The organism is Delftia sp. WSY_10 (assembly GCF_043104705.1).
Taxonomy (GTDB): domain Bacteria; phylum Pseudomonadota; class Gammaproteobacteria; order Burkholderiales; family Burkholderiaceae_C; genus Comamonas; species Comamonas tsuruhatensis.
The window spans coordinates 641,801-666,963 of the sequence record NZ_JBICKY010000012.1 but is presented as its reverse complement, the minus strand read 5'-3'; the positions used below and the strand labels follow the sequence as shown (position 1 = coordinate 666,963).

Below are 25,163 nucleotides of genomic sequence, written 5' to 3'. Positions count from 1 at the left end.
TCCATGGCTGCCTTCATCGATTGAAAGCAGTGCATGACCATCATTCATCACCTCGGTTTCCCCCATCGGCGCCCGGCGTGCTACGCGGCCGGTGCGCCGGGCTGCAGGGCGCCGTGCAGGAAGGACTGCTCCATCACGGCCGCCACGCTGGCCCGCGCAACACGGCCGCGCCGCTCCGCATCCAGCAGCCCCACGACCATGGACAGCCACAGCTCGGTCATGGCCGCAGCCGTGATGTCTATGCGGAACACGCCGGCCTGCTGGCCGCGCAGGAAAAAGGCATCCATGGCCGCCACCCATTCGCTCTCTATCTGGCCGACCACCGAGATGTCGGAGCGCCAGAAATACATCAGGAACAGCAGCAGCGTCTGGTGGTCCTGGCAGTGGGCGGTGAGGCGGCGCAGCGCCTCCAGCGGCGCGTGGCGCTCCAGCTCGGCCGCGCGCATGGCGCGCGACAGGGTGTCGGCCGCATGCCCTATGAGCCGGTCGATGAGCTGGTCGCGCGTGGGGCAGAAGCGGTAGAGCGTGGCCTTGCTGATGCCGATGGCGCGTGCCAGCTCCTGCAGATTGGCCTTGGGATCGTCCAGCAGCGCCAGTGCCAGTGCGCCCAGCAGCTTGCCTTCGTCCTCTTGCTTGGTGCTCGTCATCGCTTGTCATGCCTCCTTGGAAAGTGCGGGGATTTTATCTGTTGATGTTTTAAAGAATCAAATGAATCGATGTTGACTCATTTGATTCTGATATGTACCATCGCGGCCTTCGTATCGAACTCAATCAGGTTGTGAACATGAGCATGCGTCTGAACAAGCGACGTGGCCTGCCGCTGGCGGCCCTGGTGCTGGCCGCCCTGGCAGCGGGCTGCGGCCGCAACGAGGCTCCGGCCGCAGCGGGTGACGCGCTGCCCGTGGTGCAGGCCGTCACCGTGCAGCCCGCGCCGCTGGCCCTGTCCAGCGAGCTGCCGGGCCGTATCGAGCCCGTGCGCGTGGCCGAGGTGCGTGCGCGGGTGGCCGGCATCGTGCTGCGCCGCCATTTCGAGGAAGGCGCCGACGTCCGGGCCGGCCAGGTGCTTTTCCAGATCGACCCGGCGCCCCTGCGCGCCGCCCTGTCCCGCGCCCAGGGCCAGCTGGCCAGCGCCGAGGCGGCCCTGATCGAAGCGCGTGCCGTGGTCGGCCGCAACGCGCCGCTGGTGGCGCAGGAGGCAGTCAGCCGCCAGGACTTCGAGGCCATGCAGGCCCGCCTGCAGGCGGCCCAGGCCGCGCGGCAGTCCGCCCAGGCCGAGGTGCAGGCGGCCGCCCTGAACCTGGAATACGCCACGGTCAGGGCGCCGATCGCGGGCCGCATCGGCCGTGCACTGGTCACCGAGGGCGCCCTGGTGGGCCAGGGCGAGGCCACGCCCATGGCGCTGGTCCAGCAGCTCGACCCGGTCTATGCCGACTTCCAGCAGCCCGTGGCCGAAGCCCAGCGCCTGCGCGCGGCCCTGGCCGAGGGCCGCCTGGCACAGACGGCGGGCAAGGACGGCACGCCGGTTTCCCTGAAGGTGGACGGCACGGGCCTGCAGCGCACGGGGCAACTGCTGTTCTCGGATGTGACGGTGGACCGTGGCACCGGCCAGATGGCGCTGCGCGGGCGCTTCGACAACCGCGACGGCATGCTGCTGCCCGGCATGTATGTGCGCGTGACCGTGGGCCAAGGCGTGGACCCTGCCGCCATCCTGGTGCCGCAGCGGGCCGTGCAGCGCAGCACCGACGGGCAGGCCCACGTGCTGGTGGTGGATGGCCAGGACACGCTGCAGATGCGCCCCGTGCAGACCGCGACCATGCATGGCGCGCAGTGGCAGATCAGCGCAGGCCTCAAGGGCGGCGAGCGCGTGGTGGTGGGCCGCATGGCAGGCCTGCAGCCCGGGGCGCGGGTTCAGGTCACGGCCCTTTCCGATGCCGCGGCCTCCCCTACGGCGGGGCTGTCCGGCACCTTCAGCGCCTCCGGCAGCTCCGCCACGTCCAGCGACTGAGCCGGCGCCTGCCCAAGGAATAGACCATGTCCAAGTTCTTCATCAACCGCCCCAACTTCGCCTGGGTGGTGGCCATCTTCATCATGCTCGCCGGGCTGCTGGCCATACCGGCGCTGCCCGTCTCCCAGTTTCCCAACGTGGCGCCGCCGCAGATCTCGATCACCGCCAACTATCCGGGCGCCTCCGCCACCACGGTGATGGAGTCGGTGACCAGCGTCATCGAGGAGGAGCTCAACGGCACCAAGGGGCTGCTGTACTTCGACTCCTCCAGCGGCTCCACGGGCCTGGCCGAGATCACGGCCACCTTCGCCCCGGGCACCGAGCCCGCGCTGGCCCAGGTGGAGGTGCAAAACCGCATCAAGAAGGCCGAGGCGCGCCTGCCCGCGTCCGTGATGCAGATGGGCCTGCAGGTCGAGCAGGCCAGCGCCAACTTCCTGATGATCTACTCGCTGACCTACAAGGACGGCAGCGGCGGCAGCGGCAACAGCGAGGTGGCCCTGTCCGACTACGCCGTGCGCAACATCAACAACGAGATCCGCCGCGTGCCCGGCGTGGGCAAGGTGCAGTTTTTCGCGGCCGATGTGGCCATGCGCGTGTGGGTCGATCCGAACAAGCTGCTGGGCTACGGCCTGTCGGTGGCGGACGTGAACGCGGCCATCGCCGCCCAGAACGCGCAGGTGCCGGCCGGCAGCTTTGGCGCCTCGCCCGCAGGGCCCGGCCAGGAGCTGAGCGCCACCATTGCCGTCAAGGGCACGCTGGCCTCGCCCGAGGAGTTCGGCCAGATCGTGCTGCGTGCCAGGGCCGATGGCTCGGCCGTGCGCCTGGCCGATGTGGCGCGGCTGGAGGTCGGTCAGCTGGACTACAGCTTTTCCTCGCGCGAGGACGGCCGCCAGGGCGTGGCCGCCGCCGTGCAGCTGGCGCCCGGGGCCAACGCCATGCAGACCGCCAAGGCCGTCAAGGCGCGCCTGGCCGAGCTGTCGCAGAACTTCCCTGCCGGCATCCAGTACGCCGTGCCCTATGACACCTCGCGCTTCGTGGAGGTGGCCATCGGCAAGGTCATCCAGACCCTGGTGGAGGCCGTGGCGCTGGTGTTCCTGGTGATGTGGCTGTTCCTGCAGAACCTGCGCTACACGCTGATTCCCACCATCGTCGTGCCCGTGTGCCTGGCCGGCACCCTGGGCGTGATGTATGCGCTGGGCTTTTCGGTGAACATGATGACCATGTTCGGCATGGTGCTGGCCATCGGCATCCTGGTGGACGACGCCATCGTGGTGGTGGAGAACGTGGAGCGCCTCATGGCCGAGGAGGGGCTGTCGCCGCTGGCGGCCACGGTCAAGGCCATGCAGCAGGTCTCGGGCGCCATCGTCGGCATCACCCTGGTGCTGGTGGCCGTGTTCCTGCCGCTGGCCTTCATGAGCGGCTCGGTGGGCGTGATCTACCGGCAGTTCTCGCTGTCGCTGGCCGTGTCCATCCTGTTCTCGGGCCTGCTGGCGCTGACCTTTACGCCGGCGCTGTGCGCCACGCTGCTCAAGCCCGTTGCCAAGGGCCACCACGCCGAGCGCAAAGGCTTCTTCGGCTGGTTCAACCGCCGCTTCGCGGCGCTGACCGAGCGCTTCGACCTGCTCAACCAGCGGCTGGTGCGCCGCGCCGGTCGCTGCATGCTGGTGTATGCCGCCATCGTGGCCGGGCTGGGCGTGGCGTACACGCGCATGCCCGAATCCTTCGTGCCCTACGAGGACATGGGCTACTACATCGTCGGCGTGCAGCTGCCGCCGGGCGCCACCACGGAGCGCACCAAGGCCATGGTCAAGGACATGGAGGACTACATCCAGGGCCGCCCCGCCACGGCCCAGGCGGAGTTCCTGATGGGCTACAGCTTCTCGGGCATGGGGCAGAACGCGGCCCTGGCCTTCGTCACGCTCAAGGACTGGTCGGTGCGCGGCGCCGGGCAGGCGTCCTGGGACGAGGTGCAGGCCTTCAACCAGCGCTTTGCCAGCCTGTCCGACGGCACCGTCATGGCCGTGGACCCGCCGCCCATCGACGGCCTGGGCAACTCCGGCGGCTTTGCGCTGCGCCTGCAGGACCGCGCCAGCCTGGGCCGCGAGGCGCTGATCGCCGCGCGCGACCAGCTGCTGGCCAAGGCCAATGCCTCGCCCATCATTGCCTACGCCATGATGGAAAACCTGGAGGATGCGCCCCAGCTGCGGCTGGACATCGACCGGCGCAAGGCGCAGGCCCAGGGCGTGGATTTCAGCGCCATCAACACGGCCCTGTCCACCGCCTACGGCTCGGCCGTGATCAACGAGTTTCCCAACGCGGGCCGCCTGCAGCGCGTGGTGGTGCAGGCCGATGCGCAGGCCCGCGCGCGGCCCGAGGACATCCTGCGCCTGCACGTGCCCAACGCCGCCGGCCAGCAGGTGCCGCTGTCGGCCTTTGCCACGGTGCGCTGGGAAAGCGGGCCGGTGCAGATCTCGCGCTACAACGGCTATCCGGCCTTCCGCATCTCGGGCGACGCCAGGCCCGGCCACACCACGGGCGAGGCCATGGCCGAGCTGGAACGCATCATGGCCGACATGCCGCGCGGCATAGGCTACGAGTGGACCGCCCTGTCCTTCCAGGAGAAAGCCGCCGGTGCCCAGGCGCCCAAGCTGTTCGCGCTGGCCATCGTGGTGGTGTTCCTGCTGCTGGTGGCCCTGTACGAGAGCTGGAGCATTCCCGCCGCCGTGATGCTGATCGTGCCCATAGGCGCGCTGGGATCGGTGCTGGCCACCTCGGCCGTGGGCCTGTCCAACGACGTGTACTTCAAGGTGGGCCTGATCACCATCATCGGCCTGGCGGCCAAGAACGCCATCCTGATCGTGGAGTTCGCCAGGGACCTGCATGCCCAGGGGCACAGCCTGGCGCAGGCCGCGCTGCAGGCGGCGCGGCTGCGCTTTCGGCCCATCGTCATGACCTCGCTGGCCTTCATCCTGGGCGTGGTGCCGCTGGCGCTGGCCTCGGGCGCGGGCGCGTCCAGCCAGGCCGCCATCGGCTTCGGCGTGATCGGCGGCATGCTGTCGGCCACGCTGCTGGGGGTGGTCTTCGTTCCCGTCTTCTTCGTCTGGGTGCTGTCCCTGTTCCGGCGCAAGGCGCCGGCCGGCACCCCGCCTGCCCTGCAGGCCCCGGCAACCCCCATCGAGTAAGCGCCATGTCCATGCACTTCTTCCCACGCGCCCTGTGTGCGCTGGCCGCCAGCCTGGTGCTGGCCGGCTGCTCCCTCGCCCCGGTCCACCAGCGTCCGCAGGCGCCCATTCCCGCGCACTGGCCGCAACAGGATTCCGCACCCGTGCTGTCCTCGTCGGCGGCCACGCTGGACTGGAACAGCTTCATCGCCGACCGCCAGCTGCGCCAGCTGGTGGACCTGGCCCAGGCCCACAACCGCGACCTGCGCCAGACCCTGCTCAACGTGGAGGCGGCACGCGCCCTGTACCAGGTGCAGCGCGCCGACCGCCTGCCGGGCGTGGGCCTGCAGGGCGGCGGCACGCGCCAGCGCCTGCCGGGCGACATGAATGCCACGGGCCAGCCGCAGGTGCAGGGCAGCTGGCAGGCCGGCCTGGGGCTGGCCGCCTTCGAGCTGGACCTGTTCGGCCGCGTGCGCAACCTGTCCGAAGCCGCCCTGGGCGAGTACCTGGCCACCGAAGAGGTCGCGCGCGCCGCCCGCATCAGCCTGGGTGCCGAAGTGGTGCAGGCCTACCTGTCCCGCGATGGGGCCCTGCGCCGGCTGCAACTGGCGCAGCGCACGCTGCAAAGCCGTGAATCCTCGCTGCGCCTGACTGCGCAGCGGCGCCAGGCGGGCACGGCCACCGCCCTGGACCACCAGGACGCCCTGGGCCTGGCCGCCCAGGCCCGCGCCGACGTGGAGCGCAGTGAACGTGAGCTGCGCCAGGCCGGCAACGCCCTGCTGCTGCTGACGGGCGTGGAGGATCTGGCGCCGTACCTGTCCGCACAGTCCGCACAGTCCGCAGGGTCTGCACAGTCGGCAAAGTCGTCCGACGTACCCCTACTGCTGCAGGACCTGTCGGCCGGCACGCCTTCCGAACTGCTCATCCACCGCCCGGACATCCAGGCGGCCGAGCACCGGCTGCGCGCGCGCAGCGCGGACATTGGTGCGGCGCGCGCGGCCTTCTTCCCGCGCATCTCGCTCACCGGCTTCCTGGGATCGTCCAGCGCCGATCTTTCCGACCTGTTCCGCTCGGGCCAGCGCGCCTGGTCGTTCACTCCCCAGGTCACGCTGCCCCTCTTCGACGGCGGGCGCAACCGCGCCAACCTCGACCTGGCCGTGCTGCGCAAGGACATGGCCGTGGCAGCCTACGAGCAGGCCATCCAGACCGCCTTCCGCGAAGTGGCCGACGCCCTGGCCGCCACCGACACGCTGCGCCGCGAGGAGACCGCGCGCCTGGCGCTGCGCGACAGCAGCCGCGAAAGCCTGCGTCTGGCGCAGGCCCGTTACCAGGCGGGGGTGGACGACCATCTGCGCTACCTGGACGCACAGCGCAACGCCTTCGCCAATGAAAGCGCCTACATCGATACCGTGACCCAGCGGCAGCTGGCGCTGGCCCAGCTGTTCCGCGTGCTGGGCGGCAGCTGGACTGCGCCGCCGCCACCGCCACCGCAGTCCCAGCCTGTGGCGGCCGTCCAGCAGCCCTGAGCACCGAGCAGCCCTGCGCCCCGGCTACGCCGCCTCCACCCGCGCGTTGTAGGCCGCCAGGGTCCGCTGCCAGGCGGGCCGGGCCAGGCATCTGTCGCGGTAGGCCACCACGGCGGGGCAGGGCGCGGTCAGCGTGCTGTCCGGGATGCAGGCGAGCACATGCGCCATCAGGATGTCGGCCACCGTGAATTCGTCGGTGGCAATGAAGCGGCGCCCGTCCAGCCAGCGCTCCAGGTTGCCCAGCATGCGATGCGCCCAGCCCACCAGGAATTCGCGGTGCTTGCCGCAGCTGCCATCGGCCGTCCAGTCCAGCACCATCAGGCTGAGCAGCGGCGGCTCCACCGTGTTCATGGCTGCAAAGCACCAGCGCAGCACCTGGGCCTCGCCGGTTGCATCGGAGGGCATCAGCCGGCCGCACTTCCTGGCCAGATGCAGCACGATGGCGGCCGACTCCGAAATCACCTGCCCGTCATCGTCCAGCGCCGGAATCTGCTCGAAGGGGCTGAGCCGGCGGTAGGCCTCGGTGTTCAGGTCGTGCGCGGGATGGTCCATGCCCGCGATCTCGAAGGGCAGCTGCATCTCTTCGAGTGCCCACAGCACGCGCAGATCGCGCGTGCGGCCGCGCGCGCCGGCATTGACCCTGGAAAAACCATAGAGCTTGAGCATGGTGGCGTTCTCCGCAGTGGTGATCCTGCCGGCCATGCTACTCGTGGCTGCCGAGGTGAGGACATCACCTGGCGTCCCGTTCACGGCAGCCCGTTCACAGCGCCCCGAACACCTCGGGCAGGGAGGCATCGCGCGGCATGCCGCCATAGCTCTTGGTGCCGCCCCGGCTGTCGATCACCACGATGCCCGGCGTGCCACGGAAGCCCAGGGACATCATCAGCTTGCGGTGGGCCTCCAGCGTCTTGCGCACGTCGGGGCTGACGCTGAAGGCGGGCGCTATGCCGCCCTGGGCGGACTTTTTCTCGTGCTCCATCAGTGCGGCCGCGCGGTCCGGGGCCTGCAGGATGGCGGCGGCCTTGGCCGGGCTGTCGTCCCGGATCACGCCGACCAGGATGTGGCGCAGCTGCACCTTGCCCGCATCCACCCAGGGACGCGCGGCCTCCCAGAACTTGTGGCAGTACTTGCAGTTGGGGTCGGTGAAGGTATAGATCACGCGCGGCGCATCGGCCTTGCCGTCGGGCACCCAGGTGGAGGTCTCCAGCTGCGCCTGCACGGTGTCGCCCGCCGGCTTGGCGGCCTGGGCCTGGGCCTGGGGGGCCTGGGCCGTGGCAGGGCCTTCTGCGGCCGTGGCCCATCCCGCCGCCAGAAAGAGGCTGGCAGCCATGCCTGCAAAAAGGACGGTGCGTTGAAGATGCATGGGAACTCCTTGAAACGGTTGAATAGGGGGCAGCGGGTTTCGCAGGGTGGCTAGTCTATTGCCCGCACGTCCTGCCCGCCGCATCCCCCTGGCCGATCGTCAGAACGAGCCACGCAGCGTCAGCATCACATTGCGCGGATCGCCGTAGTGACTGCTGTTGAGCAGATTGCCCACGGAGACGTAGTAGGTCTTGTCGAACATGTTGTTGAAGTTCAGCGACGCTTCCCACTGGCGATTGATGCGATAGCGCACATAGCTGCTCCAGACCGCGCGGCCGGGCACATGCACGGCCACGGCGCCGACTTGGCGGTAGTTGGAGCTTTGGGCATTGACGCCGCCACCTATGGTGAAGGCATTCCACTCACCGGGCAGCTGGTAGGTGGTCCAGGCGCGCAGCAGATGGCGCGGCGTGTAGGTGTTGAAGCTCTTGCCCTGGTTGTTCAGGTCCTGGGCGTACTTGTTGCTGTTGTAGGTGTAGCCCGTGAACAGCTTCCAGCCGCGCGCCAGCTCGCCGCTGACCTCGGCATCCAGCCCCTGGCTGGTGACCTTGCCGGTGTCGGTGTAGCAGTAGTAGCCGTCGCGGCAGGTGGGGCTGGTGCTCAGGTCCTCCTGGGCGCGGTGGTTCTGGTTCACGCGGTACAGCGCAAGCGACGTGTTCAGCCTGCCGTCCATCAGCTCGCCCTTGATGCCGACCTCGTAGGTGTCGCCCATGATGGGCTTGAGGTTCTCGCCGGCCGCGTTCAGCAGCGTCTGGGGCTTGAAGATGCTGGCGTAGCTGGCATAGGCGTTCCACTGCGGATTGATGGCGTAGATGGCGCCCGCGAACGGCATGAACCGGGTATTGCCCTGATGGGTGCTGTTGAAGCTGGGCACGCCGGCGCTGCGCAGGTAGGTGTCCCAGTCGCTCTTGTAGTTGCTCAGCCGTCCGCCCACCACCAGCTTGAGCGGATCGCTGACCTGCAGGCGCAGCGCGCCGTAGACGCCGGCCTGCTGCACCATGGCCCTGCGTTGTTCGTTGAACACGGCTGCCAGGGCGGCATCGCTGGGCTCGGGAATGTGGGCGTTGGGCGCCGTCACATCGATGGGGTTGGCCGCCGTCAATGCGTTGTAGGTGGGGTTGGCGTGCGAGCGGCTGTAGGTGGCGCCCAGCACCAGCTCGTGCTGGCGGCCGAAGGCATCGATGTCGCCAGTCACGTGGGCATCCAGGCCGGAGGCGTTCATGCGCGCCTGGGTCATGGCCGCGATGTTGCCCCCCAGCATGGTGGAGGGATTGACCGCGCGCAGCGAGGCCGCGTACTTCATGTCCAGCTCCTCGCGCACGTGGATGGCCGAGACCTTGGCGCGCCAGCGGTCGTTGAACTGGTGAGACAGGTCTGCGTACAAGGCCTTGTTGCTGTTGTCCTGGCGGTTCCAGTCGGCGCCCAGGAAGGTGGAGCGCGGCAGGCCGATGTCGGCGCCCGTGGAGTAGCGCGGCAGGCCCGAGATGAAGGGCCGGCCCTTCATGCTCTCGATGCTGGCGCCCACGCTGACCTGCGTGTCGGCCGACAGCCGGTAGTCCAGCGTGCCGTACAGCGTGGTGTTCTTGCTGTTCACGTAGTCGATGAAGGAGTGCTCGTCCTGTCGGTCCAGCACGGCGCGGCCGCGCAGCGTGCCGTCCTGGTTGAGGGAGCCGCTGGCATCGATCTGCGCGCCATAGCGGTCCCAGGAGCCGGCCTTGGCCATGACGCTGACGCCTGGCTCGGTCAGAGGGCGCTTGCGCACCAGGTTGACGGCGCCGCTGGGGTCGCCGCCGCCCTGCACCAGGCCCGTAGCGCCGCGCAGCACTTCCACGCGGTCATAGATGACCGAGCTGCCTGCGTAGTTGCTGGCGCGGCCGTACAGGCGCTCCACGGGAATGCCGTCGTACTGCATGCCCGTCACGTCCAGGCCGCGCGAATAGATGTACTTGCCGCCCTGCGGGCTTTGCAGCTGCGTGATACCCGTGGTGCTGGCCAGGGCCTCGTAGACCGAGGTGATGTTCTGCTCCCTCATCAACTGGTCGGTGACCACGCTGACGGATTGGGGCGTGTCCTTGAGCGCCTGCTCGCTCTTGCCGATGCTCACGGCCCGCGCCGCATAGGCGCCCGTGCCTTCGGTGGCCGTGCTGCGCAGGGCCTGCGCGGTCACGTGGACCTCGCCCAGCGTCAGCGCGCCGGCCGCGGGCCGGGGTGCGGGCTTGAGCGTGAAGCCGCCGCTGCGCTCCGTGGCCACGGCCATGCCCGAGCCGCCCAGCAGCTGCTCCAGCGCCTGGCGTGGCGTGAACCGGCCCTTGACGGCCTGGGCGCTGCGCCCGGCCAGATCGGCCTCGTCGAACAGCACCTGCTGCCCGGACTGCTTGCCGAACGCACCCAGCGCCGTGGCCAGCGGCTGGGCCGCAATGTCGAACGGCAACTGCTGCGCACGCGCCTCCTGTGCCGGTACCTGCGCTTGCGATGGAACAGGCAGCGCCATCGCTGCCACCGCGCCGGCCACCAGCAGCGCCATGGCGCCCTGGCGTGCCGTGCACATCTGTGCTCCCGCTTGGTCGTGGCGCGTCTGCGCCGTCAGTCCCTGGCCCCCCAGGGCCCCTCTCAGTTGTCTTGCCCGCTTCACGTTTGAATCCTGCGTCATGTCTGCACGGCGCCCATGCGCCCCATCGCACCGTGCGCGCAGGCCCGGGCCCTTGCCCGGCATACCCACCAGTCCATGCCGGCCCGGCCACCAGGCCCAGCCCGCCGGTCTGCGCGCGCGGCGCACCGCGTTTGCGGCCGTTGGCTGGGGGGCGAAGTCCTGCTTCGGCCCTGCTGGCTGGCAGCCGAGGGAGTGCCGGAAAAATCCGGTCCCTATCTGTTCAAGACGAGGTTTTGGCGAAGACCACGAACCTGTGTTGCCGTGGTTGATTGAAACAATTTGTAAACAGAGTGGTTTCGCCGGTCGGCTCAGCGCCTGGCAATCAGCCAGCCGCCCGAGGCCTGCCTGCGCACGCGCACGGGAATCAGGTCCGGCAGCAGCTCGATGAAGGGCTCGGGCGAGGCCGTGGAGAAAAAAGCCGAGACCGGCAGGCTGCCCAGCTCCTCGGAAGCCAGCACCACGGGCTGGCCCAGGTAGCGCGACAGCTCCCGGGCCACCTCGTCCAGCGGCGTGCGCCTGAACCGCAGCTGCCCGGTGCGCCAGTCGCCCACCGTGTCCGCAGGCGCGGCCACCGTGTCATGGCCGCCCGTCACGGGGTCGATGGACACGCCGCTTGCCGGGCCCAGCAGCATCACCGGCCCGTCTGCGGCATCGCGGTCGGCGCGCACCTCGACCTTGCCGCGCAGCACCTTCACCACCAGGCGCGGCGGCGCAGCCCGCACGTTGAAGGCCGTGCCCACCACCTTCACGCGGCTGCGGCCCGAGTCCACGGTGAAGGGCCGCGATGCATCCGGCGCCACCTCGAAGAAGGCCTCGCCGCTGTCCAGCACCACCTCGCGGCGGCGCGGGTAGTAGCGTACCTGCAGCGTGCTGCTGAAATTCACGGCCACATGGCTGCCGTCGGGCAGGTCCACCTCGCGCCGCTCGCCGGGCCCGGTCGCCATCTCCAGCGTGTAGCGCGCGGTGTTGTCCCAGGCATGCCAGCCGCCCACCAGCAGGGCGCAGCACAGGGCAACGCCTGCCGTGGCGAAGGCGGCCCGCCAGCGGCCAGGCCAGGTCTGCATGGCAGACGGCGCTGTGCGCCGACGCGCAGGCTCATGGGCCGGCGGGCGCTGTGCCTTTACCTGCTTCTGTGCCTGTGCCTGTGCCTGCACGCGCTCCTGCTGCAGCTGGCCGAACAGCTGGCGCGTGCGGCCCATGCTGTCGAAGATCTCGCGGTGAAAGGGGTCCGCCTGCAGCCAAGCGTCCAGCGCGCGCTCGTCCGCGCCCGTCCAGCCCGCCGTCTGGCGGCGCGTGAACCACTGGGCGGCGGCTTCGTGCAGGTCCACCAGCGTGTCTGGCGCCATTCCTGGGGGCGGTGTCTTGTTCATGGCGTGGGGCCGCGTCCTGGGGCGTGTTCGGAAGGGGCTGCGGCATTGGTGCGCAGGCGCTGCATCTGTTCCAGGCTCCCGTATTGCAGCCGCAGTTCGCAGTAGGCGTAGGCCCGGCTCACATGCCTGGACACCATGCGCAGCGAGATGTCCATGCGCTGCGCCACTTCCTCCTGCGTGAATCCTTCCATGATGTGCAGCGTGAACGCCTCGCGCTGGCGCTCGGGCAGCTCGCCCAACGCATCGTCCAGGCGGGCCAGGTACTGGCGGTTCTGGGCCTGGCGCACGGGGTCATGGCTGTCATCGGCCGCCAGGCCCTGCAGTTCATCACCGCAGTTGTCGGCCGACACCGTGGCCAGGGCCTGGGCTCCGCCCTGCCGGCGCCACTGGTCCACGGCGAGATTGCTGGCGGCGCGGCTCAGGTAGGCCTGCTCCTTGCCCTCTTCGGGCAGGCGGCCCGAGGCCGCCATCTGCGTGAACACCTGCTGGGCCGTGTCCTCGGCCTGCGCGCGGCTGCCCAGGCGCCCCTGCAGCAGCCGCACCAGCGGCTGGCGCCAGCGCGCATACAGCGCGGCCAGTGCGGAGGGTGGTGCCATGCCGCCCTGCGTGGCGAAGGGGTCCCGTTTCACGGCCGCCGCCCCGCATCAGGCAGCCATGGCGCGGCCACCCGGGGCAGGGCGCGGGCGGCGGTCAGGCAGGCGGTGGTCGGGGAGTGCAGGGGCACGGCGCGCGGCAGCTTGCCAGCGGTCCGGAGCGGCTGCCGGGCCTGGGCTGGCTGAAAACAGCGGCGATTGTACTGAGATTGATTCTCATTGGCGCGGGTGCGGGGGCGCTTTACATGGGTGGGACGGCACCGTGCCGTGGCTCCGGCTCCAGAACCACGGCGTCCAGCCCGCTGTCCTGGAACCAGCAGCCATCCTGCGCAACCACTTCATGCGGCCCGTGCGGTTGAGGTCCCTTTGCATGCAGGCGTACCCGGGCGGTATGGCCGGTGGCCCAGGGCATGTCCTGGCCGAAGGGAACGATCAGCAGGGCTCGCGGCGACAGGTGCCCGGCTTGCAGGTTGCCTGGCGCAGGCGCCAGCCCCTGAAGGGATTGGCGCGCCTGGACCTCCACCCCAACCACCCATGCCCAAAGAATGCTGGGCGCGCTCCTGGCCCAGACATGCAACTGCAGCAGCGCGCTGCCGCCGTTCTCAAGCGCGTGGGTACAGACCTGCACGCTGGCCGGCGCAGCGCTCCAGCCCGGCAGCCATTGCTGCAGGACATGCGCCATCTGGCGGGCATCCGGCTGCGCGGGCAGGCCGGGCGGCAGTTGCATGAGCCGCCATGGCCGCTGCGCCAGAACGGCGGCGCACCGCTGCGCACACCACCATGCACCATGGGGATCGGCCTGCGCACAGGCGTCGGAGACCATGGGCAGCCGCGCCCAGCGCACCCTGCCCGTGGAGCCGCGTGCCTGGTAGTACCAGAACGAGTGGAAGCGCAGGCCGGGGATGAAACGGTGGAACAGGGTTTTGCTGGCTGCGTTCTTCATGGGAAAAATTTAGCATAGCTATCGAAAAATGAAAAGCATTGCTAATGGTTTTGATTATTAGCATCGCTACATGAAAGTTTGGACCACCGAGCAAGAGGCGGCGAACCTCAAGCGCCTGCTCTCTACTGTGAAAAGCAAGGCCGAGTTCGCAGAGAAGGCAGGCATTCCTGGCGGCTCCTCCATGGTCTCCCAGCACCAAAGCGGCAACCGGCCCATCAGCCTGGAGGCGGGCATTGCATATGCCAAGGGCTTGAAGGTTTCGCTTTTCGAAATCAGTCCCAGGCTGGTGAAGATGGTTTCCGATTTGCCGCCCCTGCTTCCAGATGGGGACACGCCCGGCACCAATCTGCCCGAGTTCCCCAAAGGATTGCGGCAATATCCCGTTCTCTCGCATGCCCAGGCTGCAGCCCTGGCAGATGACGGCGCATTCCCCGATCCCGCTGAAACCCTGGACATCGAATTCGGCAAGGACAACGCATCGCCCGGTGCGTTTTTTCTTGCGCTGGAGGGCGATGCCATGTCGCCCGAATTGCGCGAGGGCGACCGTGTGCTGATCGATCCCCAGGCCAGCCCCCGGCCCGGCGACCATGTGCTGGCCAGGAATGGCAAGCGGCAGGTGCTGCTCAGAAAGTACCGCGTGCGCGGTGTGGGAGAGGACGGCATCGAGGTCTTTGATCTGGTACCGCTCAACGAAGACCATGCCGTGCTGCGCAGCGACAGGAACCGACTGGTTCTGCTGGGCACGGTGATCGAACACCGGCGCCGGCTGCGGGGAAGCTGACGACCGAGCTGTTTCGATAGACCGCCGCGCGGCCCCGGCGCCCCGCCTACGTGCTCAAGGCGCAGCGGCAATCTCGGTCTGGCCATCGGGCCCGGCCACCAGAGTGACAGGCAGGATCTGGGCCAGCATGCGTGCGAACTCGGCGGGGCGGCTGGCCTGGTAGGTGCCGCCAATGCGCAGAGCCGCCACGGCCGGGTCGTGCACTACCAGGCCGGTCGGCCCGTAGCGCTCCAGTTCCACCAGGGCGTCGGCCAGGGGCGTGTTCTCGACGCGGATCAGTCCCTTGCGCCACAGCGCAATGCTGCCGGGCGCCACAGCCGACACCGGACCGAGCACGCCTGCAGGCGACACGCTCAGGGCCTGGCCAGCGACCAGGTCGGCAGGCGTTGCCGCGCCTTGCGCACCGGCCACGCGCACATGGCCTTCCTGCACGGCCACCTGGGCGCTGCCCGCCTCCATGCCCGTGGCGCGATAGCGCACGGAAAACCGCGTGCCGCCCACGGTGACGCGCGCCGGGCCGGCCAGCACATGAAAGGGCCTGGCGCTGTCGGGTGCCACGGCGAACAGGATCTGCCCTTGCGTGATGCGCACCTCGCGCCGGTCGCGGTACAGAGTTACCTGCGCCTGGGTATCGGCATCCAGGGACAGTGCGGTGCCATCCGGCAAGGTGATGGTCCTGGCCTGGCCGCGTGGGGTCAGGTGGCTGCTGGTGAAGGTGGGCTGCTGCTGCCACTGGTGCCAGCCCACGCCCACGCCCACGCCCATGCCCACGGCCAGGGCCACCGTGCAGCACAGGGCCGCCAGGGCAGGTCGCGGCAGCAGGCGGGACCAGCTCCAGCCTTGGCGCTCTTCGGAGGACGGGCGCTGCGAGGCCGGTTCCGGGTGTGCGTGAGGCACTGACTGCGAGCGCCGGCGTGCCTGCTCCGCGCGCAGGCGCGCCACCTGTTCGGGGGGAATGGACCGCGCGGCCGCCAGGCTCTGGCCCAGGTGGCGCAAGGCGGCCTCGTGCGCCGTGCTGGCCGCCAGCCATTCGGTGAATTCGGCTTCTTCCTCGGCAGTCAGGCCTTGCTCCATGCGCGTGTGCCAGTCGGCCGCAGCGAGGTCGATGGGGTTTTGCCCGCGGAAGAACTCTTCCAGTTCGCGCACCTGCGCAGCCTTGTCCAGGGGCGCGGTGCAGGAGCGGTGGCGGCGCATGCGTGCGGCTTGCCGGTTTCAGAAGCTGGTCCAGTCCTGCGATTCGGCGGATGGCTTGGCCGCAGCCAGGCGTGCAGGGCTTGCAGGGCGCGCGCCAGCTGCGGGTCGTGCCGGTGCCGGCCTGGCCGGCGCCAGCGCAGATGCCGTGGCCGTGCGCGTGGGCACTGACGCCGGCAGCGGCGCCTGCAAACGCGGCTGCTGTGCCGCGCCGTCCTGGTCGCCCAGGCGGAAGATGGCCACGGCCTGCACCAGGCGCTGGGCTTGGGACTTGAGGCTGGAGGCCGCCGCCGCGCTTTCCTCCACCAGGGCGGCGTTTTGCTGCGTGACCTGGTCCATCTGGCTCATGGCCTGCCCGACCTGGGCCACGCCGGCGCTTTGCTCGTCGCTGGCATTGCTGATCTCGCCCATGAGGTCGGTCACGCGCTGTATGGATTGCAGCACCTCGGCCATGGTGGCGCCGGCCTGGTCGGCCAGCTCCGCGCCCTGGCTGACGCGCGTGGCGCTGTCAGTGATGAGCTGCTTGATCTCGCGGGCGGCCTGCGCGCTGCGCTGGGCCAGGGTGCGTACCTCGGCGGCCACCACGGCGAAGCCCTTGCCCTGTTCGCCGGCGCGTGCGGCCTCGACGGCGGCGTTCAGGGCCAGGATGTTGGTCTGGAAGGCGATGGAGTCGATCACGCCCACGATGTCGCCGATCTGGCGCGAGCTGGCATGGATGTCCTGCATGGCGCCCACTACTTCCTGCACCACGGTGCCGCCCTTGGCCGCGATCTGGCTGGCGCCGCGCGCGAGCTGGTTGACCTGGCGTGCGTTGTCCGCGTTCTGCTGCACGGTGGAAGACAGCTCGTCCATGGAGGCTGCGGTTTCCTGCAGCGCGCTGGCCTGCTGCTCGGTGCGGCGGCTCAGGTCGGCATTGCCCTTGGCGATCTGCTCGCTGGCCACGGCCACGCTGTCGGCGTTGTTGCGCACATCGCTGACCACGCTGGCCAGGCTCTGGTGCATGGCGTTGAGCGAGGCCTGCACGCTGCCGGCGGGCGCTTCGCTGCGCAGCAGTCCGGGGTCGAGGTTGCCGTCGGCGATCTGGCGGGCGACTTCACCGAGCTGGGCAGGCTCGGCGCCCAGCGCGCGTGTCAGGCCGCGTGCGATCAGCCGGCCCATGAGCAGGGCCAGCACGAAGGCGACCGCGCTCATGCCGATCTGCATGTTGCGTTGCTGCACATAGGACTGCGTGGCCTGCTCCACCATGTCCTGGGCGTGCTGGCGCGTGAGCCGGCTGTACTCGTCGGTGGCCGCGATCAGCTGGGCCAACAGCGGCCGGCACTCGCTGTTCATCTTGGCAATGGCCTCGTCCCGTTGCTGGCGCAGCGCCAGCGCGACGATGTCCAGCGCCACCGGGCCGTAGCGCTGCTCTATCTGGTCGATGCGGGCGACCAGGGCGCGTGCCTCCTCACCCACCCCGGGCGCGGCCACCAGGGCCTTGAGCTGGTCCAGCCGGGTCTTGACCTCGGCATGGGCGGCGTACACGGCCGCTTTTTCCAGCTCCAGGTCGGCAGGCGTGTTCACCAGCACCAGGTTGCGCGCCGCGATGGCACGGCTGTCCACGGCTGCGCGCACCTGTTCGGCCAGTTGGGCACGGGCGTTCACGCCATCGACGAACCGGGTCAGGTTGCGGTTGGCATCGTCCAGCGCCTGCAGGGCGGATACGGAAACCAGCGCGACCAGCAGAGCCAGGGCGGTGAAGGCGGCGTAGAGCTTGGTCTTGACGGTCCAGGTGCGGAGATTCATGGCGCTTTCCAGGTAGATGGTGCAAGTATCAGTTTTTATCAAAGAATAAGTGATTAATTTGATAAAAGCCCTTTGAAAATTGTTAAATTTCCATGAGAAGTGACAAATTCAGACGAGGCATCGGTTCAGCGTCACCGCTGCGCTTCCCATGCAGGCTGGATCAACAAAGCCCGCATTTCTTGACCGCCTGCGGGTGCTGCCCCTGCGGGACAGGCTGCGTCGGCGCTACAGTCGGTCCCCATCCCATGCATACCCCTCCCCACATCCAAGGCTGGTGCCCCGGCGCCTGGCAGCCCATGGCCTCCGGCGATGGGCTGGTGGTGCGCGTGCGCCCGCCGCTGGGGCGGTTGACGGTGGTCCAGGCGCGGCGCCTGGCGCGCCTGGCCCTGGTGCATGGCAGTGGCGTGCTGGAGCTGTCCAGCCGCGCCAATGTGCAGCTGCGCGGCATTGCACCCGGTCGGCACGCCGCCGTGCTGCGCGCCCTGGCGGCCGTGGGCCTGCTGGACGCCGACGCGGGCCGCGAGCGCCGCCGCAACCTGGTGATCGACCCGCTGTGCCGGCCGCAGGAGGCTGTCCATGCGCTGGGCCAGGCCCTGCAGCAGGCGCTGGATGCGGCCGAGGATCTGGCCGGCCTGCCGGCCAAGTTCGGCTGGTCGGTGGAGGGCGCGCCGGGCCGGCTGGCCGGCGTGTCCGCCGATATCCGCCTGCAGCGCACAGCCACCGGATGGCTGGTGCAGCCCGATGGACGCAACCACGCGCTGGCCGTGGCCGACGCGGACCAGGCCGTGGCCGCAGGCCTGGCGTTGGCGCGCTGGTTTGCCGGTCAGGCCGTCCTTCGCCGCGCCCAGGGCTTGCGGCCCGGGCGCATGGCCGCGGTGGCGGCGCAACTGCAGCCGCCCCCCGGGCTGGACTGGGTGGAGACAGAAACCCCGGCCCACGGCGAAGGACCGGCGCCCGGTGCCGTGCCCGGTGTGGGCTGGCTGCTGGGCGCGCCGCTGGGCCGCTTGCCGGCCGTGGCGCTGGCGCGGCTGCTGCGCGCCTTGCCTGAGCAGGCCTTTTTGCGTGTGACGCCCTGGCGCATGCTGCTGGTGGAAGACCAAGACGCGGAAGCTGGCGCCGCCATGCCCCGCTGGTGGGCGGCTGCAGGGCTGGACAGCGCCGCTGACTGGATCACCCACGCCCATGACCCGCGCCTGCGCGTATCCGCCTGTACCGGCGCGCCGGGCTGCACCCAGGCCCTGGGTCCCACGCAGACATTGGCGCTGGAGCTGGCGCCGCAGGTGCCGCCCGGCGCGCACCTGCATGTGACCGGATGCGCCAAGGGCTGCGCGCGGCAGGCGCCGGCCACGGTGGTGCTGCGGGCAGAAGGTGAAGACGAGGGCGAAGGCCCTTTCTATTCCGTAGTGCGCCAAGGCCGTGCCGGGGATAGGGGGCAGGAGCAGCGGACCCTGGCCTCGGTGCGAGACAATCCGGGATTGCTGTTTTCAAAAGAATAATGCTGCACCGCTACGAAACCGATGGCGCCGAGATCTACCGGCAGTCCTTTGCCACCATCCGCCGCGAGGCGGCGCTGGAACGCTTCACGCCCGTCGAGGAACGCGTGGTGGTGCGCATGATCCACGCCGCCGGCCTGGTGGAGCTGGCCCCGCACGTGGCCTTCTCGCCGGGCATGGCCGAGGCCGCCGCGCAGGCCCTGCAAAACGGCGCGCCCGTGCTGTGCGACGTGCGCATGGTCAGCGAGGGCATCACGCGCTCGCGCCTGCCCGCCGCCAACCCCATCATCTGCACGCTGCAGGACGAGCGCGTGCCCGCGCTGGCCCGTGACATGGGCAACACGCGCAGCGCCGCCGCGCTGGAGCTGTGGCGCCCGCACCTGGCCGGCGCCGTGGTGGCCATCGGCAATGCGCCCACGGCCCTGTTCCACCTGCTCAACATGCTGCAGGACCCGGCCTGCCCCCGGCCGGCCGCCATCATCGGCTGCCCCGTGGGCTTTGTGGGTGCCATGGAATCCAAGCAGGCGCTGATGCAGGACCTGCCCGTGCCCTGCATGGCCGTGCACGGCCGCCTGGGCGGCTCGGCCATCACCGTGGCCGCCATCAATGCACTGGCCAGCCATGTCGAGTAGGCAGCCGCGTCCCGGCCAGGGCGGGCCCGGCATTGTCTGCGTGGGCCTGGGCCCGGGCGACCCCGAACTCATGAGCGTCAAGGCCGACCGCCTGGTGCGCGGCGCGCGCCAGGTCGCGTTCTTCCGCAAGAAGGGCCGGCCCGGCAAGGCCCGCCAGCTGGTGGACGGCCTGCTGGCCCAAGGCGCTGCCGAGCACGCCATGGAATACCCCGTGACCACCGAGCTGCCCGTGGACAGCCCCGCCTATGTGGACCTGCTGGCGCGCTTCTACGACGACTGGTGCCTGCGCCTGGAAGCGCTGGCTCAGACCGAGCAGGTGGTGGTGCTGTGCGAGGGCGACCCCTTCCTCTACGGCTCCTTCATGCATCTGTATACCCGGCTGCGCGAACGCGGCCAGGTGCCGCTGGACGTGGTGCCCGGCATCCCCGGCATGGTGGGCTGCTGGCACGCCACGGGCGAGCCCATCACCTGGGGCGACGACGTGCTCAGCGTGATGACCGGCACCCTGTCGGAAGACGAGCTGGTGCGCCGCATGCAGTCCGCCGAGGCCCTGGTGGTCATGAAGGTCGGCCGCAACCTGCCGCGCATCCGCCGCGCCCTGCAGCGCACGGGCCGGCTTGACGCCGCCTGGCTGGTACAGAACGGCACCACGGACAGCGAGCAGGTCGCGCGCCTGGGCGATGTTTCCGACGACGCCTGCCCCTATTTCGCCATCGTGCTCGTGCACGGCCAGGGCCGCCGCCCGGAGGCCGCATGGTGAGCGCCGGCCGCCTGACGGTGGTGGGGCTGGGCCCGGGCGCACTGGACCAGATCACGCCCGAAGCCGCAGCCGCCTTGCACGCGGCCGACGATGTGGTCGGCTACCTGCCCTATGTGTCCCGCGCGCAGGCCCTGCTGGCGCAGGCGGGTCAGGGCCAGGCCGTGGCCTGGCATGCCTCGGACAACCGCGTGGAGCTGGAGCGCGCGCGCCAGGCGCTGGCGCTGGCCGCGCAGGGGCGGCAGGTGGTCGTGGTGTCCTCGGGCGACCCGGGCGTGTTCGCCATGGCGTCGGCTGTGTTCGAGGCCATGGAATCGGCCGATGCGGCGCAGGCCGCCGCCTGGCAGGCGCTCGATATCCAGGTGCTGCCCGGCATCACCGCCATGCTGGCCGCCGCCGCGCGCGCTGGCGCGCCGCTGGGCCATGACTTTTGCTGCATCAATCTCTCGGACAACCTCAAGCCCTGGCCGGTGATCGCGCGGCGCGTGGAACTGGCGGCCCAGGCCGACTTCGCCATGGCCTTCTACAACCCGCGCTCCAAGAGCCGGCCCGAAGGCTTTGTGCGCCTGCTGCAGCTGCTGCGCACCCGCTGCGAGCCGCAGCGCCTGCTGGTGTTCGCGCGCGCCGTGTCCACGCCCAAGGAACACTTGCACGTATGCACGCTGGCCGAGGCCACGCCCGAGATGGCCGACATGCGCACCGTGGTCCTGGTGGGCAACAGCGCCACGCGCCGCGTGGGCCGCTGGGTCTACACGCCACGCCACTACGGCATGGATGGCGGTGCGGGCTGCGCTGTCGGCAGCACGCCATGAGCAATCCAGTGCAGCACCGCAGCCACCGACCCGGTGCGCTGGCGCTGCGGCAGCGCCGGGCGCTGCACCATCACCACGGGCAGGCCCAGGGCGCGTGCGGCATCGAGCTTGCCGCGCGTGGCCTCGCCGCCCGCGTTCTTGGCCACCAGCCATTCGATGCCGTGCGTGCGCAGCAAGGCTTCATCGTCTTCCGCGCTGAAAGGCCCACGCCCCAGAACCACCGTGGTGTGGGGCAGGGGCAGGCTGCCGGGCTCGGGCGCATCGACCAGGCGCAGCAGGTAGTGGTGCTGCGGCTGGCCCGCAAAGGCCGCAAGCTGCTTGCGGCCCACGGCCAGAAACACCCGGGCGGCTGCCTGGGGCAGGGCGGCAGCGGCGGCTTGCATGTCGGGCACGTCGATCCAGGCATCGCCGGCACTGGCCTGCCAGGGCTCGCGCTCCAGCGCCAGCAGCGGCGTGCCGGTGGCGGCGCAGGCCTCGCAGGCATTGCGGCTCATCTGCGCGGCAAACGGATGGGTGGCATCGACCACATGGCTGATGGCCTGCCCGCGCAGGAACTGCGCCAGGCCCTGGGCACCGCCAAAGCCTCCCACGCGCGTGGGCAGGGGCTGGGCCACGGGCGACTGCGTGACGCCCGCATACGAGAACACGGCGGCAATGCCGGCGCGGTGCAGGGCCTGGGCCAGCTGGCTGGCGCCGCTGGTGCCGCCCAGCAGGAGAACATGGGGCATGACTGATCCCTGGTTGACATTGGTGGGCCTGAACGAAGACGGCCTGGACGGCCTCTCGCCCGCCGCGCTGCGCGCGCTGGACGCGGCCGAGACCGTTTTTGGCGGGCCGCGCCACCTGGCGCTGGCCGGTGCCGGCGAGCGTGGACAGCCTTGGCCCGTGCCCTTTGACGTGGCGCCCGTGCTGGCCTGCCGTGGCCGGCCCACGGTGGTGCTGGCGTCGGGCGATCCGTTCTGGTTCGGGGCGGGCGGCAGCCTGGCGGCGCATCTGGCGCCGCAGGAGTGGCGCTGCCACGCCCAACCCTCGACATTTTCGCTGCTGGCGTCCCGCCTGGGCTGGAAGCTGGAAGACACGGTCTGCCTGGGCCTGCACGCCGGCCACGTGGAGCAGCTGCTGCCGCACCTGTCGCCAGGCCGCCAGTCGCTGGTGCTGCTGCGCGATGGCGCCGCCGTGGCCGCATTGGCGGACTGGCTGGTGCAGGAAGGCTGGGGCGACAGCCGCCTGGAGGTCATGGAATCCGTGGGCGGCCCGCGCGAGCGCCGCCGCACATGGCGCGCCGCCGAAGCCGCCCAGGCCCTGGCCGCCGACCCTGCCTGCGCGCCCGTAGCCGTGGCCGTGCTCGCCCAGGGCGGCGCGGCCCTGCCGCTGGTGCCGGGCCGGCCCAACCACTGGTACGCCAACGACGGCCAGATCACCAAGGCCCCGGCGCGCGCGCTGACCCTGGCGGCTCTTGCGCCGCGCCACGGCGAATGCCTGTGGGATGTGGGCGGCGGCTCGGGCTCGGTGGCCGTGGAGTGGTGCCTGGCCGGTGGCTCGGCCATCAGCCTGGAGCAGCATGCGGCGCGTGCGGACAACATCCGCCTCAACGCCCGGCGCTTCGGACTGCAGGCGCGCCTGCGCGTGGTGCAGGGCGTGGCGCCCGAGGCGCTGGCCGAACTGCAGGCGCTGGCCCGGCCCCAGGCCGTGTTCGTGGGCGGGGGCTTTGACGCCGAATTGTTCGATCGCCTGCAGGCCCTCATGCCCGCAGGCTGCCGCCTGGTGGTCAATGCCGTGACGCTGGAGACCGAGGCCCTGCTGGTGCAACTGCAGGCCCAGCACGGCGGCCAGCTGCTGCGGCTGGAGATCTCCAGCGCCGAGCCGCTGGGCCGCATGCGCAGCTGGAAGGCTGCGCGGCCGCTGGTGCAGTGGAGCTGGCAGCGGTGAACCCGGACCAAGCCATCCCCCACCGCTGCGGCGTGCTGGGCCTGGGCCTGCACACGGACGCACTGCCCGATGCGCTGCAGGCGCTGTGGCAGCGGGCCCAGGCGCACCTGCTGCAGCAAGCCTGCGCGCCGCAGCCCGTCTGCGCCGTGGCCGTGCTGGACACCAAGGCCGGCCATCCGGCGCTGGAGGCCTGGATGTCGGCGGTCGTGCCCTCGGCCGTCCTGGTCCGTGTGCCGTCCGCGCAATTGCCGGGCCAGCCGGTGGTCACCCAATCGCCGCGCATGCTGGCGCGCTACGGCACCGGCAGCGTGGCCGAGGCGGCGGCACTGGCCGCCGCAGGCCCGCACTCCGCCCTGAGCGTGACCCGCCTGGTGGCGGACGATGGCAGCGCCACCCTGGCCCTGGCCGTGGGCCAGGGCGGACCTCTGAACTGTTGCCTGGCCCACGCCAGCCAGGCCAAGAACCAAGGAGCAACGGCATGACCGTGCATTTCATCGGCGCCGGCCCCGGCGCCGCCGACCTGATCACCGTGCGCGGGCGCGACCTCATGGCGGCCTGCCCGGTCTGCCTGTACGCAGGCTCGCTGATACCGCGCGAGCTGCTGGCGCACTGCCCGCCGGGCGCGCGCATCGTCAACACCGCATCCATGAGCCTGGACGACATCGTGGCCGAGATCCAGGCCGCCGAGGCGCGTGGCGAAGACGTGGCGCGCCTGCACTCGGGCGACCTGTCCGTCTGGTCGGCCATGGGCGAGCAACTGCGCCGCCTGCGCGAGGCCGGCATTGCCTACACCGTCACGCCCGGCGTGCCCTCGTTCGCGGCCGCCGCTGCCACGCTGGGCGCGGAGCTGACCCTGCCCGGCCTGTGCCAGTCCGTGGTGCTGACGCGCACCTCGGGCCGCGCCACGGCCATGCCCGAGGGTGAGAACCTGGCCGCCTTCGCGGCCACGGGCGCCGTGCTGGCCATCCATCTGTCCATCCATGTGGCCGCCAAGGTGCAGTCCGAGCTGCTGCCGCACTACGGCGCCGACTGCCCCGTGGCCATCGTCTGGCGTGCCAGCTGGCCTGACGAAACCGTGGTGCGCACCACGGTGGGCAGCCTGGCCGAGGCGGTGGCCACCCACATGGAGCGCACGGCCCTGATCCTGGTGGGCCGCAGCCTGCAGGCCGAGGACTTCGGTGAAAGCCGCCTCTACGCGGCCGACTACGACCGCCGCTACCGCCCGCTGGGCACCGAGCCGCGCTTTCCCGCCACCGATGTGCGCGGCGGCGCCGCGCTGGATACCGCGAGGGATACCTTGAGGGACACCGGGAGCGACACCGTGATCGACGTGCCCCTCGGGAACCCCGCCCCATGAGCGCGGTCCTGCCGCCCGTGGCGCTGAGCCTGATCGGCATCGGCACGGGCAACCCCGACCACCTCACGCGCGAGGCCCAGGCCGCCATGCAGGCCGCCGACCTGATCCTGCTGCCGCACAAGGGCGAGGACAAGGCCGAACTCGCCGCCCTGCGCCGCGACCTGTGCGATGCCGTGCTCACTGCGCCCGGCCCGCGCATCGAAGGCTTCGACATGCCCGTGCGCCGCAGCGTGGGCGACGACTACCTGGCCCAGGTCGATGAATGGCATGCGGCCATCACGCGCTGCTGGCAGGCGGCCATCACCCGGTCCCTGGACGAGGGGCTGCAGCCGCGCAGCCCCGGCCAGCCCTTGCAGGTCGCCCTGCTGGTCTGGGGGGACCCGGCTCTGTACGACAGCACGCTGCGCATTGCCGCGCGCATGCAGCCGGCGCCGCACAGCGTGCGCGTGGTGGCGGGCATCAGCTCCATGCAGGTGCTGTGCGCCGCGCATGCGATTGCGCTCAACGGCATAGGCCAGCCCTTCGTGGTGACCACGGGCCGCCAGCTGCGCGAGCAGGGCTGGCCGCCCGGCGTGGACACGGCCGTGGTGATGCTGGACGGGCAGTGCAGCTTCACCGAGCTGCCCTCCCACGGCCTGCACATCTGGTGGGGTGCCTACCTGGGCATGGACCGCCAGATGCTGGACAGCGGCCCGCTGGCCGAGGCCGCCTCGCGCATCGTGCAGGCCCGCGCCGCAGCGCGCGAGCGGCATGGCTGGATCATGGATATCTACCTGCTGCGGCGCGGGGGATGAGGCCGAGGCTGCTGCCGACGCC

General features: G+C 70.5%; 22 protein-coding genes. 12 read left to right on the top strand and 10 right to left on the bottom strand.

What is annotated here, in order from left to right; all coding sequences use genetic code 11:
- Positions 1 to 80: 80 nt before the first annotated feature.
- On the bottom strand, positions 81 to 647 hold the full coding sequence (locus tag ACF8ML_RS05145; protein WP_016448405.1) for a TetR/AcrR family transcriptional regulator: 567 nt from the start codon (positions 645 to 647) through the stop codon (positions 81 to 83).
- A 137-nt stretch (positions 648 to 784) separates the two neighbouring features.
- Here ACF8ML_RS05145 and ACF8ML_RS05140 point away from each other — a divergent pair, with 137 nt between their 5' ends.
- From ACF8ML_RS05140 to ACF8ML_RS05130, 3 genes are read left to right on the top strand one after another with little or no spacing between them, the layout of a single operon-like run.
- Positions 785 to 2,005, top strand: a complete 1,221-nt coding sequence (locus tag ACF8ML_RS05140; RefSeq protein WP_392406541.1) for an efflux RND transporter periplasmic adaptor subunit — start codon at positions 785 to 787, stop codon at positions 2,003 to 2,005.
- 26 nt (positions 2,006 to 2,031) lie between these two features.
- Positions 2,032 to 5,187 carry a multidrug efflux RND transporter permease subunit gene (locus ACF8ML_RS05135; RefSeq protein WP_392406540.1) on the top strand — a complete coding sequence of 1,052 codons (3,156 nt, stop codon included), beginning with the start codon at positions 2,032 to 2,034 and terminating at the stop codon, positions 5,185 to 5,187.
- Positions 5,188 to 5,192: 5 nt separating this feature from the next.
- A complete protein-coding gene (locus ACF8ML_RS05130; protein ID WP_392406539.1) occupies positions 5,193 to 6,692 on the top strand; it encodes an efflux transporter outer membrane subunit in 1,500 nt (499 codons plus the stop codon).
- Positions 6,693 to 6,716: 24 nt separating this feature from the next.
- Here the strand turns inward: ACF8ML_RS05130 and ACF8ML_RS05125 are convergent, their stop codons facing one another.
- From ACF8ML_RS05125 to ACF8ML_RS05100, 6 genes are all read right to left on the bottom strand, one after another.
- The gene (locus ACF8ML_RS05125) at positions 6,717 to 7,394 is read right to left on the bottom strand and encodes a glutathione S-transferase family protein (protein WP_232240429.1); all 678 of its coding nucleotides are present in this window, start codon (positions 7,392 to 7,394) and stop codon (positions 6,717 to 6,719) included.
- A gap of 58 nt (positions 7,395 to 7,452) precedes the next feature.
- Complete coding sequence (gene dsbG, locus ACF8ML_RS05120) at positions 7,453 to 8,055, bottom strand: thiol:disulfide interchange protein DsbG (RefSeq protein WP_392406535.1); 603 nt, start codon at positions 8,053 to 8,055, stop codon at positions 7,453 to 7,455.
- Positions 8,056 to 8,154: 99 nt separating this feature from the next.
- The gene (locus tag ACF8ML_RS05115) at positions 8,155 to 10,686 is read right to left on the bottom strand and encodes a TonB-dependent siderophore receptor (RefSeq protein WP_392406533.1); all 2,532 of its coding nucleotides are present in this window, start codon (positions 10,684 to 10,686) and stop codon (positions 8,155 to 8,157) included.
- 326 nt (positions 10,687 to 11,012) lie between these two features.
- Complete coding sequence (locus ACF8ML_RS05110; protein ID WP_071956924.1) at positions 11,013 to 12,074, bottom strand: FecR domain-containing protein; 1,062 nt, start codon at positions 12,072 to 12,074, stop codon at positions 11,013 to 11,015.
- Positions 12,071 to 12,670: an RNA polymerase sigma factor gene (locus ACF8ML_RS05105; RefSeq protein ID WP_071957237.1), complete on the bottom strand. Its 600-nt coding sequence runs from the start codon at positions 12,668 to 12,670 to the stop codon at positions 12,071 to 12,073. The genes ACF8ML_RS05110 and ACF8ML_RS05105 overlap by 4 nt, the downstream gene beginning before the upstream one ends.
- Positions 12,671 to 12,908: 238 nt before the next feature.
- Positions 12,909 to 13,610, bottom strand: a complete 702-nt coding sequence (locus ACF8ML_RS05100; RefSeq protein WP_392406531.1) for a hypothetical protein — start codon at positions 13,608 to 13,610, stop codon at positions 12,909 to 12,911.
- Between the two features lie 70 nt (positions 13,611 to 13,680).
- Here ACF8ML_RS05100 and ACF8ML_RS05095 point away from each other — a divergent pair, with 70 nt between their 5' ends.
- Positions 13,681 to 14,391 carry a S24 family peptidase gene (locus ACF8ML_RS05095; RefSeq protein ID WP_333905655.1) on the top strand — a complete coding sequence of 237 codons (711 nt, stop codon included), beginning with the start codon at positions 13,681 to 13,683 and terminating at the stop codon, positions 14,389 to 14,391.
- A gap of 54 nt (positions 14,392 to 14,445) precedes the next feature.
- On the opposite strand, the gene ACF8ML_RS05090 is transcribed toward ACF8ML_RS05095, so the two are convergent.
- A complete protein-coding gene (locus ACF8ML_RS05090) occupies positions 14,446 to 15,585 on the bottom strand; it encodes a FecR family protein (RefSeq protein WP_392406529.1) in 1,140 nt (379 codons plus the stop codon).
- A gap of 18 nt (positions 15,586 to 15,603) precedes the next feature.
- Entirely contained in the window at positions 15,604 to 17,367 is a 1,764-nt protein-coding gene (locus ACF8ML_RS05085) for a methyl-accepting chemotaxis protein (RefSeq protein WP_392406527.1), read from the bottom strand.
- 245 nt (positions 17,368 to 17,612) lie between these two features.
- Between ACF8ML_RS05085 and cobG the strand changes: the two genes are divergently transcribed.
- Genes cobG through cobJ form a run of 4 tightly spaced genes read left to right on the top strand, consistent with a single transcriptional unit; the run spans position 17,613 to position 21,061 of the window.
- Entirely contained in the window at positions 17,613 to 18,863 is a 1,251-nt protein-coding gene (cobG, locus tag ACF8ML_RS05080; protein ID WP_392406525.1) for a precorrin-3B synthase, read from the top strand.
- Positions 18,863 to 19,492, top strand: coding sequence for a precorrin-8X methylmutase (locus tag ACF8ML_RS05075; RefSeq protein WP_013800507.1), 630 nt, complete (start codon positions 18,863 to 18,865; stop codon positions 19,490 to 19,492). The genes cobG and ACF8ML_RS05075 overlap by 1 nt, the downstream gene beginning before the upstream one ends.
- On the top strand, positions 19,482 to 20,252 hold the full coding sequence (gene cobI / locus ACF8ML_RS05070; RefSeq protein WP_279494178.1) for a precorrin-2 C(20)-methyltransferase: 771 nt from the start codon (positions 19,482 to 19,484) through the stop codon (positions 20,250 to 20,252). Before ACF8ML_RS05075 ends, cobI begins: the two co-directional genes overlap by 11 nt.
- A complete protein-coding gene (cobJ, locus tag ACF8ML_RS05065; RefSeq protein WP_392406522.1) occupies positions 20,246 to 21,061 on the top strand; it encodes a precorrin-3B C(17)-methyltransferase in 816 nt (271 codons plus the stop codon). The genes cobI and cobJ overlap by 7 nt, the downstream gene beginning before the upstream one ends.
- On the opposite strand, the gene ACF8ML_RS05060 is transcribed toward cobJ, so the two are convergent.
- On the bottom strand, positions 21,013 to 21,789 hold the full coding sequence (locus ACF8ML_RS05060; RefSeq protein WP_392406520.1) for a cobalt-precorrin-6A reductase: 777 nt from the start codon (positions 21,787 to 21,789) through the stop codon (positions 21,013 to 21,015). The two genes, cobJ and ACF8ML_RS05060, sit on opposite strands and share 49 nt — an antisense overlap.
- Here ACF8ML_RS05060 and cbiE point away from each other — a divergent pair.
- Genes cbiE through cobF form a run of 4 tightly spaced genes read left to right on the top strand, consistent with a single transcriptional unit; the run spans position 21,788 to position 25,141 of the window.
- Positions 21,788 to 22,990 (top strand): precorrin-6y C5,15-methyltransferase (decarboxylating) subunit CbiE, encoded by a 1,203-nt coding sequence (gene cbiE / locus ACF8ML_RS05055; RefSeq protein ID WP_392406518.1) that lies wholly within the window; start codon positions 21,788 to 21,790, stop codon positions 22,988 to 22,990. The two genes, ACF8ML_RS05060 and cbiE, sit on opposite strands and share 2 nt — an antisense overlap.
- A complete protein-coding gene (locus ACF8ML_RS05050; protein ID WP_026062693.1) occupies positions 22,987 to 23,472 on the top strand; it encodes a cobalamin biosynthesis protein in 486 nt (161 codons plus the stop codon). The genes cbiE and ACF8ML_RS05050 overlap by 4 nt, the downstream gene beginning before the upstream one ends.
- Complete coding sequence (gene cobM / locus ACF8ML_RS05045; RefSeq protein WP_392406515.1) at positions 23,469 to 24,347, top strand: precorrin-4 C(11)-methyltransferase; 879 nt, start codon at positions 23,469 to 23,471, stop codon at positions 24,345 to 24,347. Before ACF8ML_RS05050 ends, cobM begins: the two co-directional genes overlap by 4 nt.
- Positions 24,344 to 25,141: a precorrin-6A synthase (deacetylating) gene (gene cobF / locus ACF8ML_RS05040; protein WP_392406513.1), complete on the top strand. Its 798-nt coding sequence runs from the start codon at positions 24,344 to 24,346 to the stop codon at positions 25,139 to 25,141. The genes cobM and cobF overlap by 4 nt, the downstream gene beginning before the upstream one ends.
- The last annotated feature ends 22 nt before the right edge of the window (positions 25,142 to 25,163 follow it).

What these genes read in the sequence shown, in the direction of transcription:
- cbiE (WP_392406518.1), top strand. Translation starts at nt 21,788, where the DNA reads ATGACTGATCCCTGGTTGACATTGGTGGGCCTGAACGAAGACGGCCTG.
- ACF8ML_RS05105 (WP_071957237.1), bottom strand. Translation starts at nt 12,670, where the DNA reads ATGGCACCACCCTCCGCACTGGCCGCGCTGTATGCGCGCTGGCGCCAG.
- ACF8ML_RS05100 (WP_392406531.1), bottom strand. Translation starts at nt 13,610, where the DNA reads ATGAAGAACGCAGCCAGCAAAACCCTGTTCCACCGTTTCATCCCCGGC.
- cobJ (WP_392406522.1), top strand. Translation starts at nt 20,246, where the DNA reads ATGGTGAGCGCCGGCCGCCTGACGGTGGTGGGGCTGGGCCCGGGCGCA.
- ACF8ML_RS05095 (WP_333905655.1), top strand. Translation starts at nt 13,681, where the DNA reads ATGAAAGTTTGGACCACCGAGCAAGAGGCGGCGAACCTCAAGCGCCTG.
- cobM (WP_392406515.1), top strand. Translation starts at nt 23,469, where the DNA reads ATGACCGTGCATTTCATCGGCGCCGGCCCCGGCGCCGCCGACCTGATC.
- ACF8ML_RS05140 (WP_392406541.1), top strand. Translation starts at nt 785, where the DNA reads ATGAGCATGCGTCTGAACAAGCGACGTGGCCTGCCGCTGGCGGCCCTG.
- ACF8ML_RS05125 (WP_232240429.1), bottom strand. Translation starts at nt 7,394, where the DNA reads ATGGCCGGCAGGATCACCACTGCGGAGAACGCCACCATGCTCAAGCTC.
- ACF8ML_RS05135 (WP_392406540.1), top strand. Translation starts at nt 2,032, where the DNA reads ATGTCCAAGTTCTTCATCAACCGCCCCAACTTCGCCTGGGTGGTGGCC.
- dsbG (WP_392406535.1), bottom strand. Translation starts at nt 8,055, where the DNA reads ATGCATCTTCAACGCACCGTCCTTTTTGCAGGCATGGCTGCCAGCCTC.
- ACF8ML_RS05130 (WP_392406539.1), top strand. Translation starts at nt 5,193, where the DNA reads ATGTCCATGCACTTCTTCCCACGCGCCCTGTGTGCGCTGGCCGCCAGC.
- ACF8ML_RS05145 (WP_016448405.1), bottom strand. Translation starts at nt 647, where the DNA reads ATGACGAGCACCAAGCAAGAGGACGAAGGCAAGCTGCTGGGCGCACTG.
- ACF8ML_RS05060 (WP_392406520.1), bottom strand. Translation starts at nt 21,789, where the DNA reads ATGCCCCATGTTCTCCTGCTGGGCGGCACCAGCGGCGCCAGCCAGCTG.
- ACF8ML_RS05110 (WP_071956924.1), bottom strand. Translation starts at nt 12,074, where the DNA reads ATGAACAAGACACCGCCCCCAGGAATGGCGCCAGACACGCTGGTGGAC.
- ACF8ML_RS05085 (WP_392406527.1), bottom strand. Translation starts at nt 17,367, where the DNA reads ATGAATCTCCGCACCTGGACCGTCAAGACCAAGCTCTACGCCGCCTTC.
- ACF8ML_RS05090 (WP_392406529.1), bottom strand. Translation starts at nt 15,585, where the DNA reads ATGCGCCGCCACCGCTCCTGCACCGCGCCCCTGGACAAGGCTGCGCAG.
- cobI (WP_279494178.1), top strand. Translation starts at nt 19,482, where the DNA reads ATGTCGAGTAGGCAGCCGCGTCCCGGCCAGGGCGGGCCCGGCATTGTC.
- cobG (WP_392406525.1), top strand. Translation starts at nt 17,613, where the DNA reads ATGCATACCCCTCCCCACATCCAAGGCTGGTGCCCCGGCGCCTGGCAG.
- ACF8ML_RS05075 (WP_013800507.1), top strand. Translation starts at nt 18,863, where the DNA reads ATGCTGCACCGCTACGAAACCGATGGCGCCGAGATCTACCGGCAGTCC.
- cobF (WP_392406513.1), top strand. Translation starts at nt 24,344, where the DNA reads ATGAGCGCGGTCCTGCCGCCCGTGGCGCTGAGCCTGATCGGCATCGGC.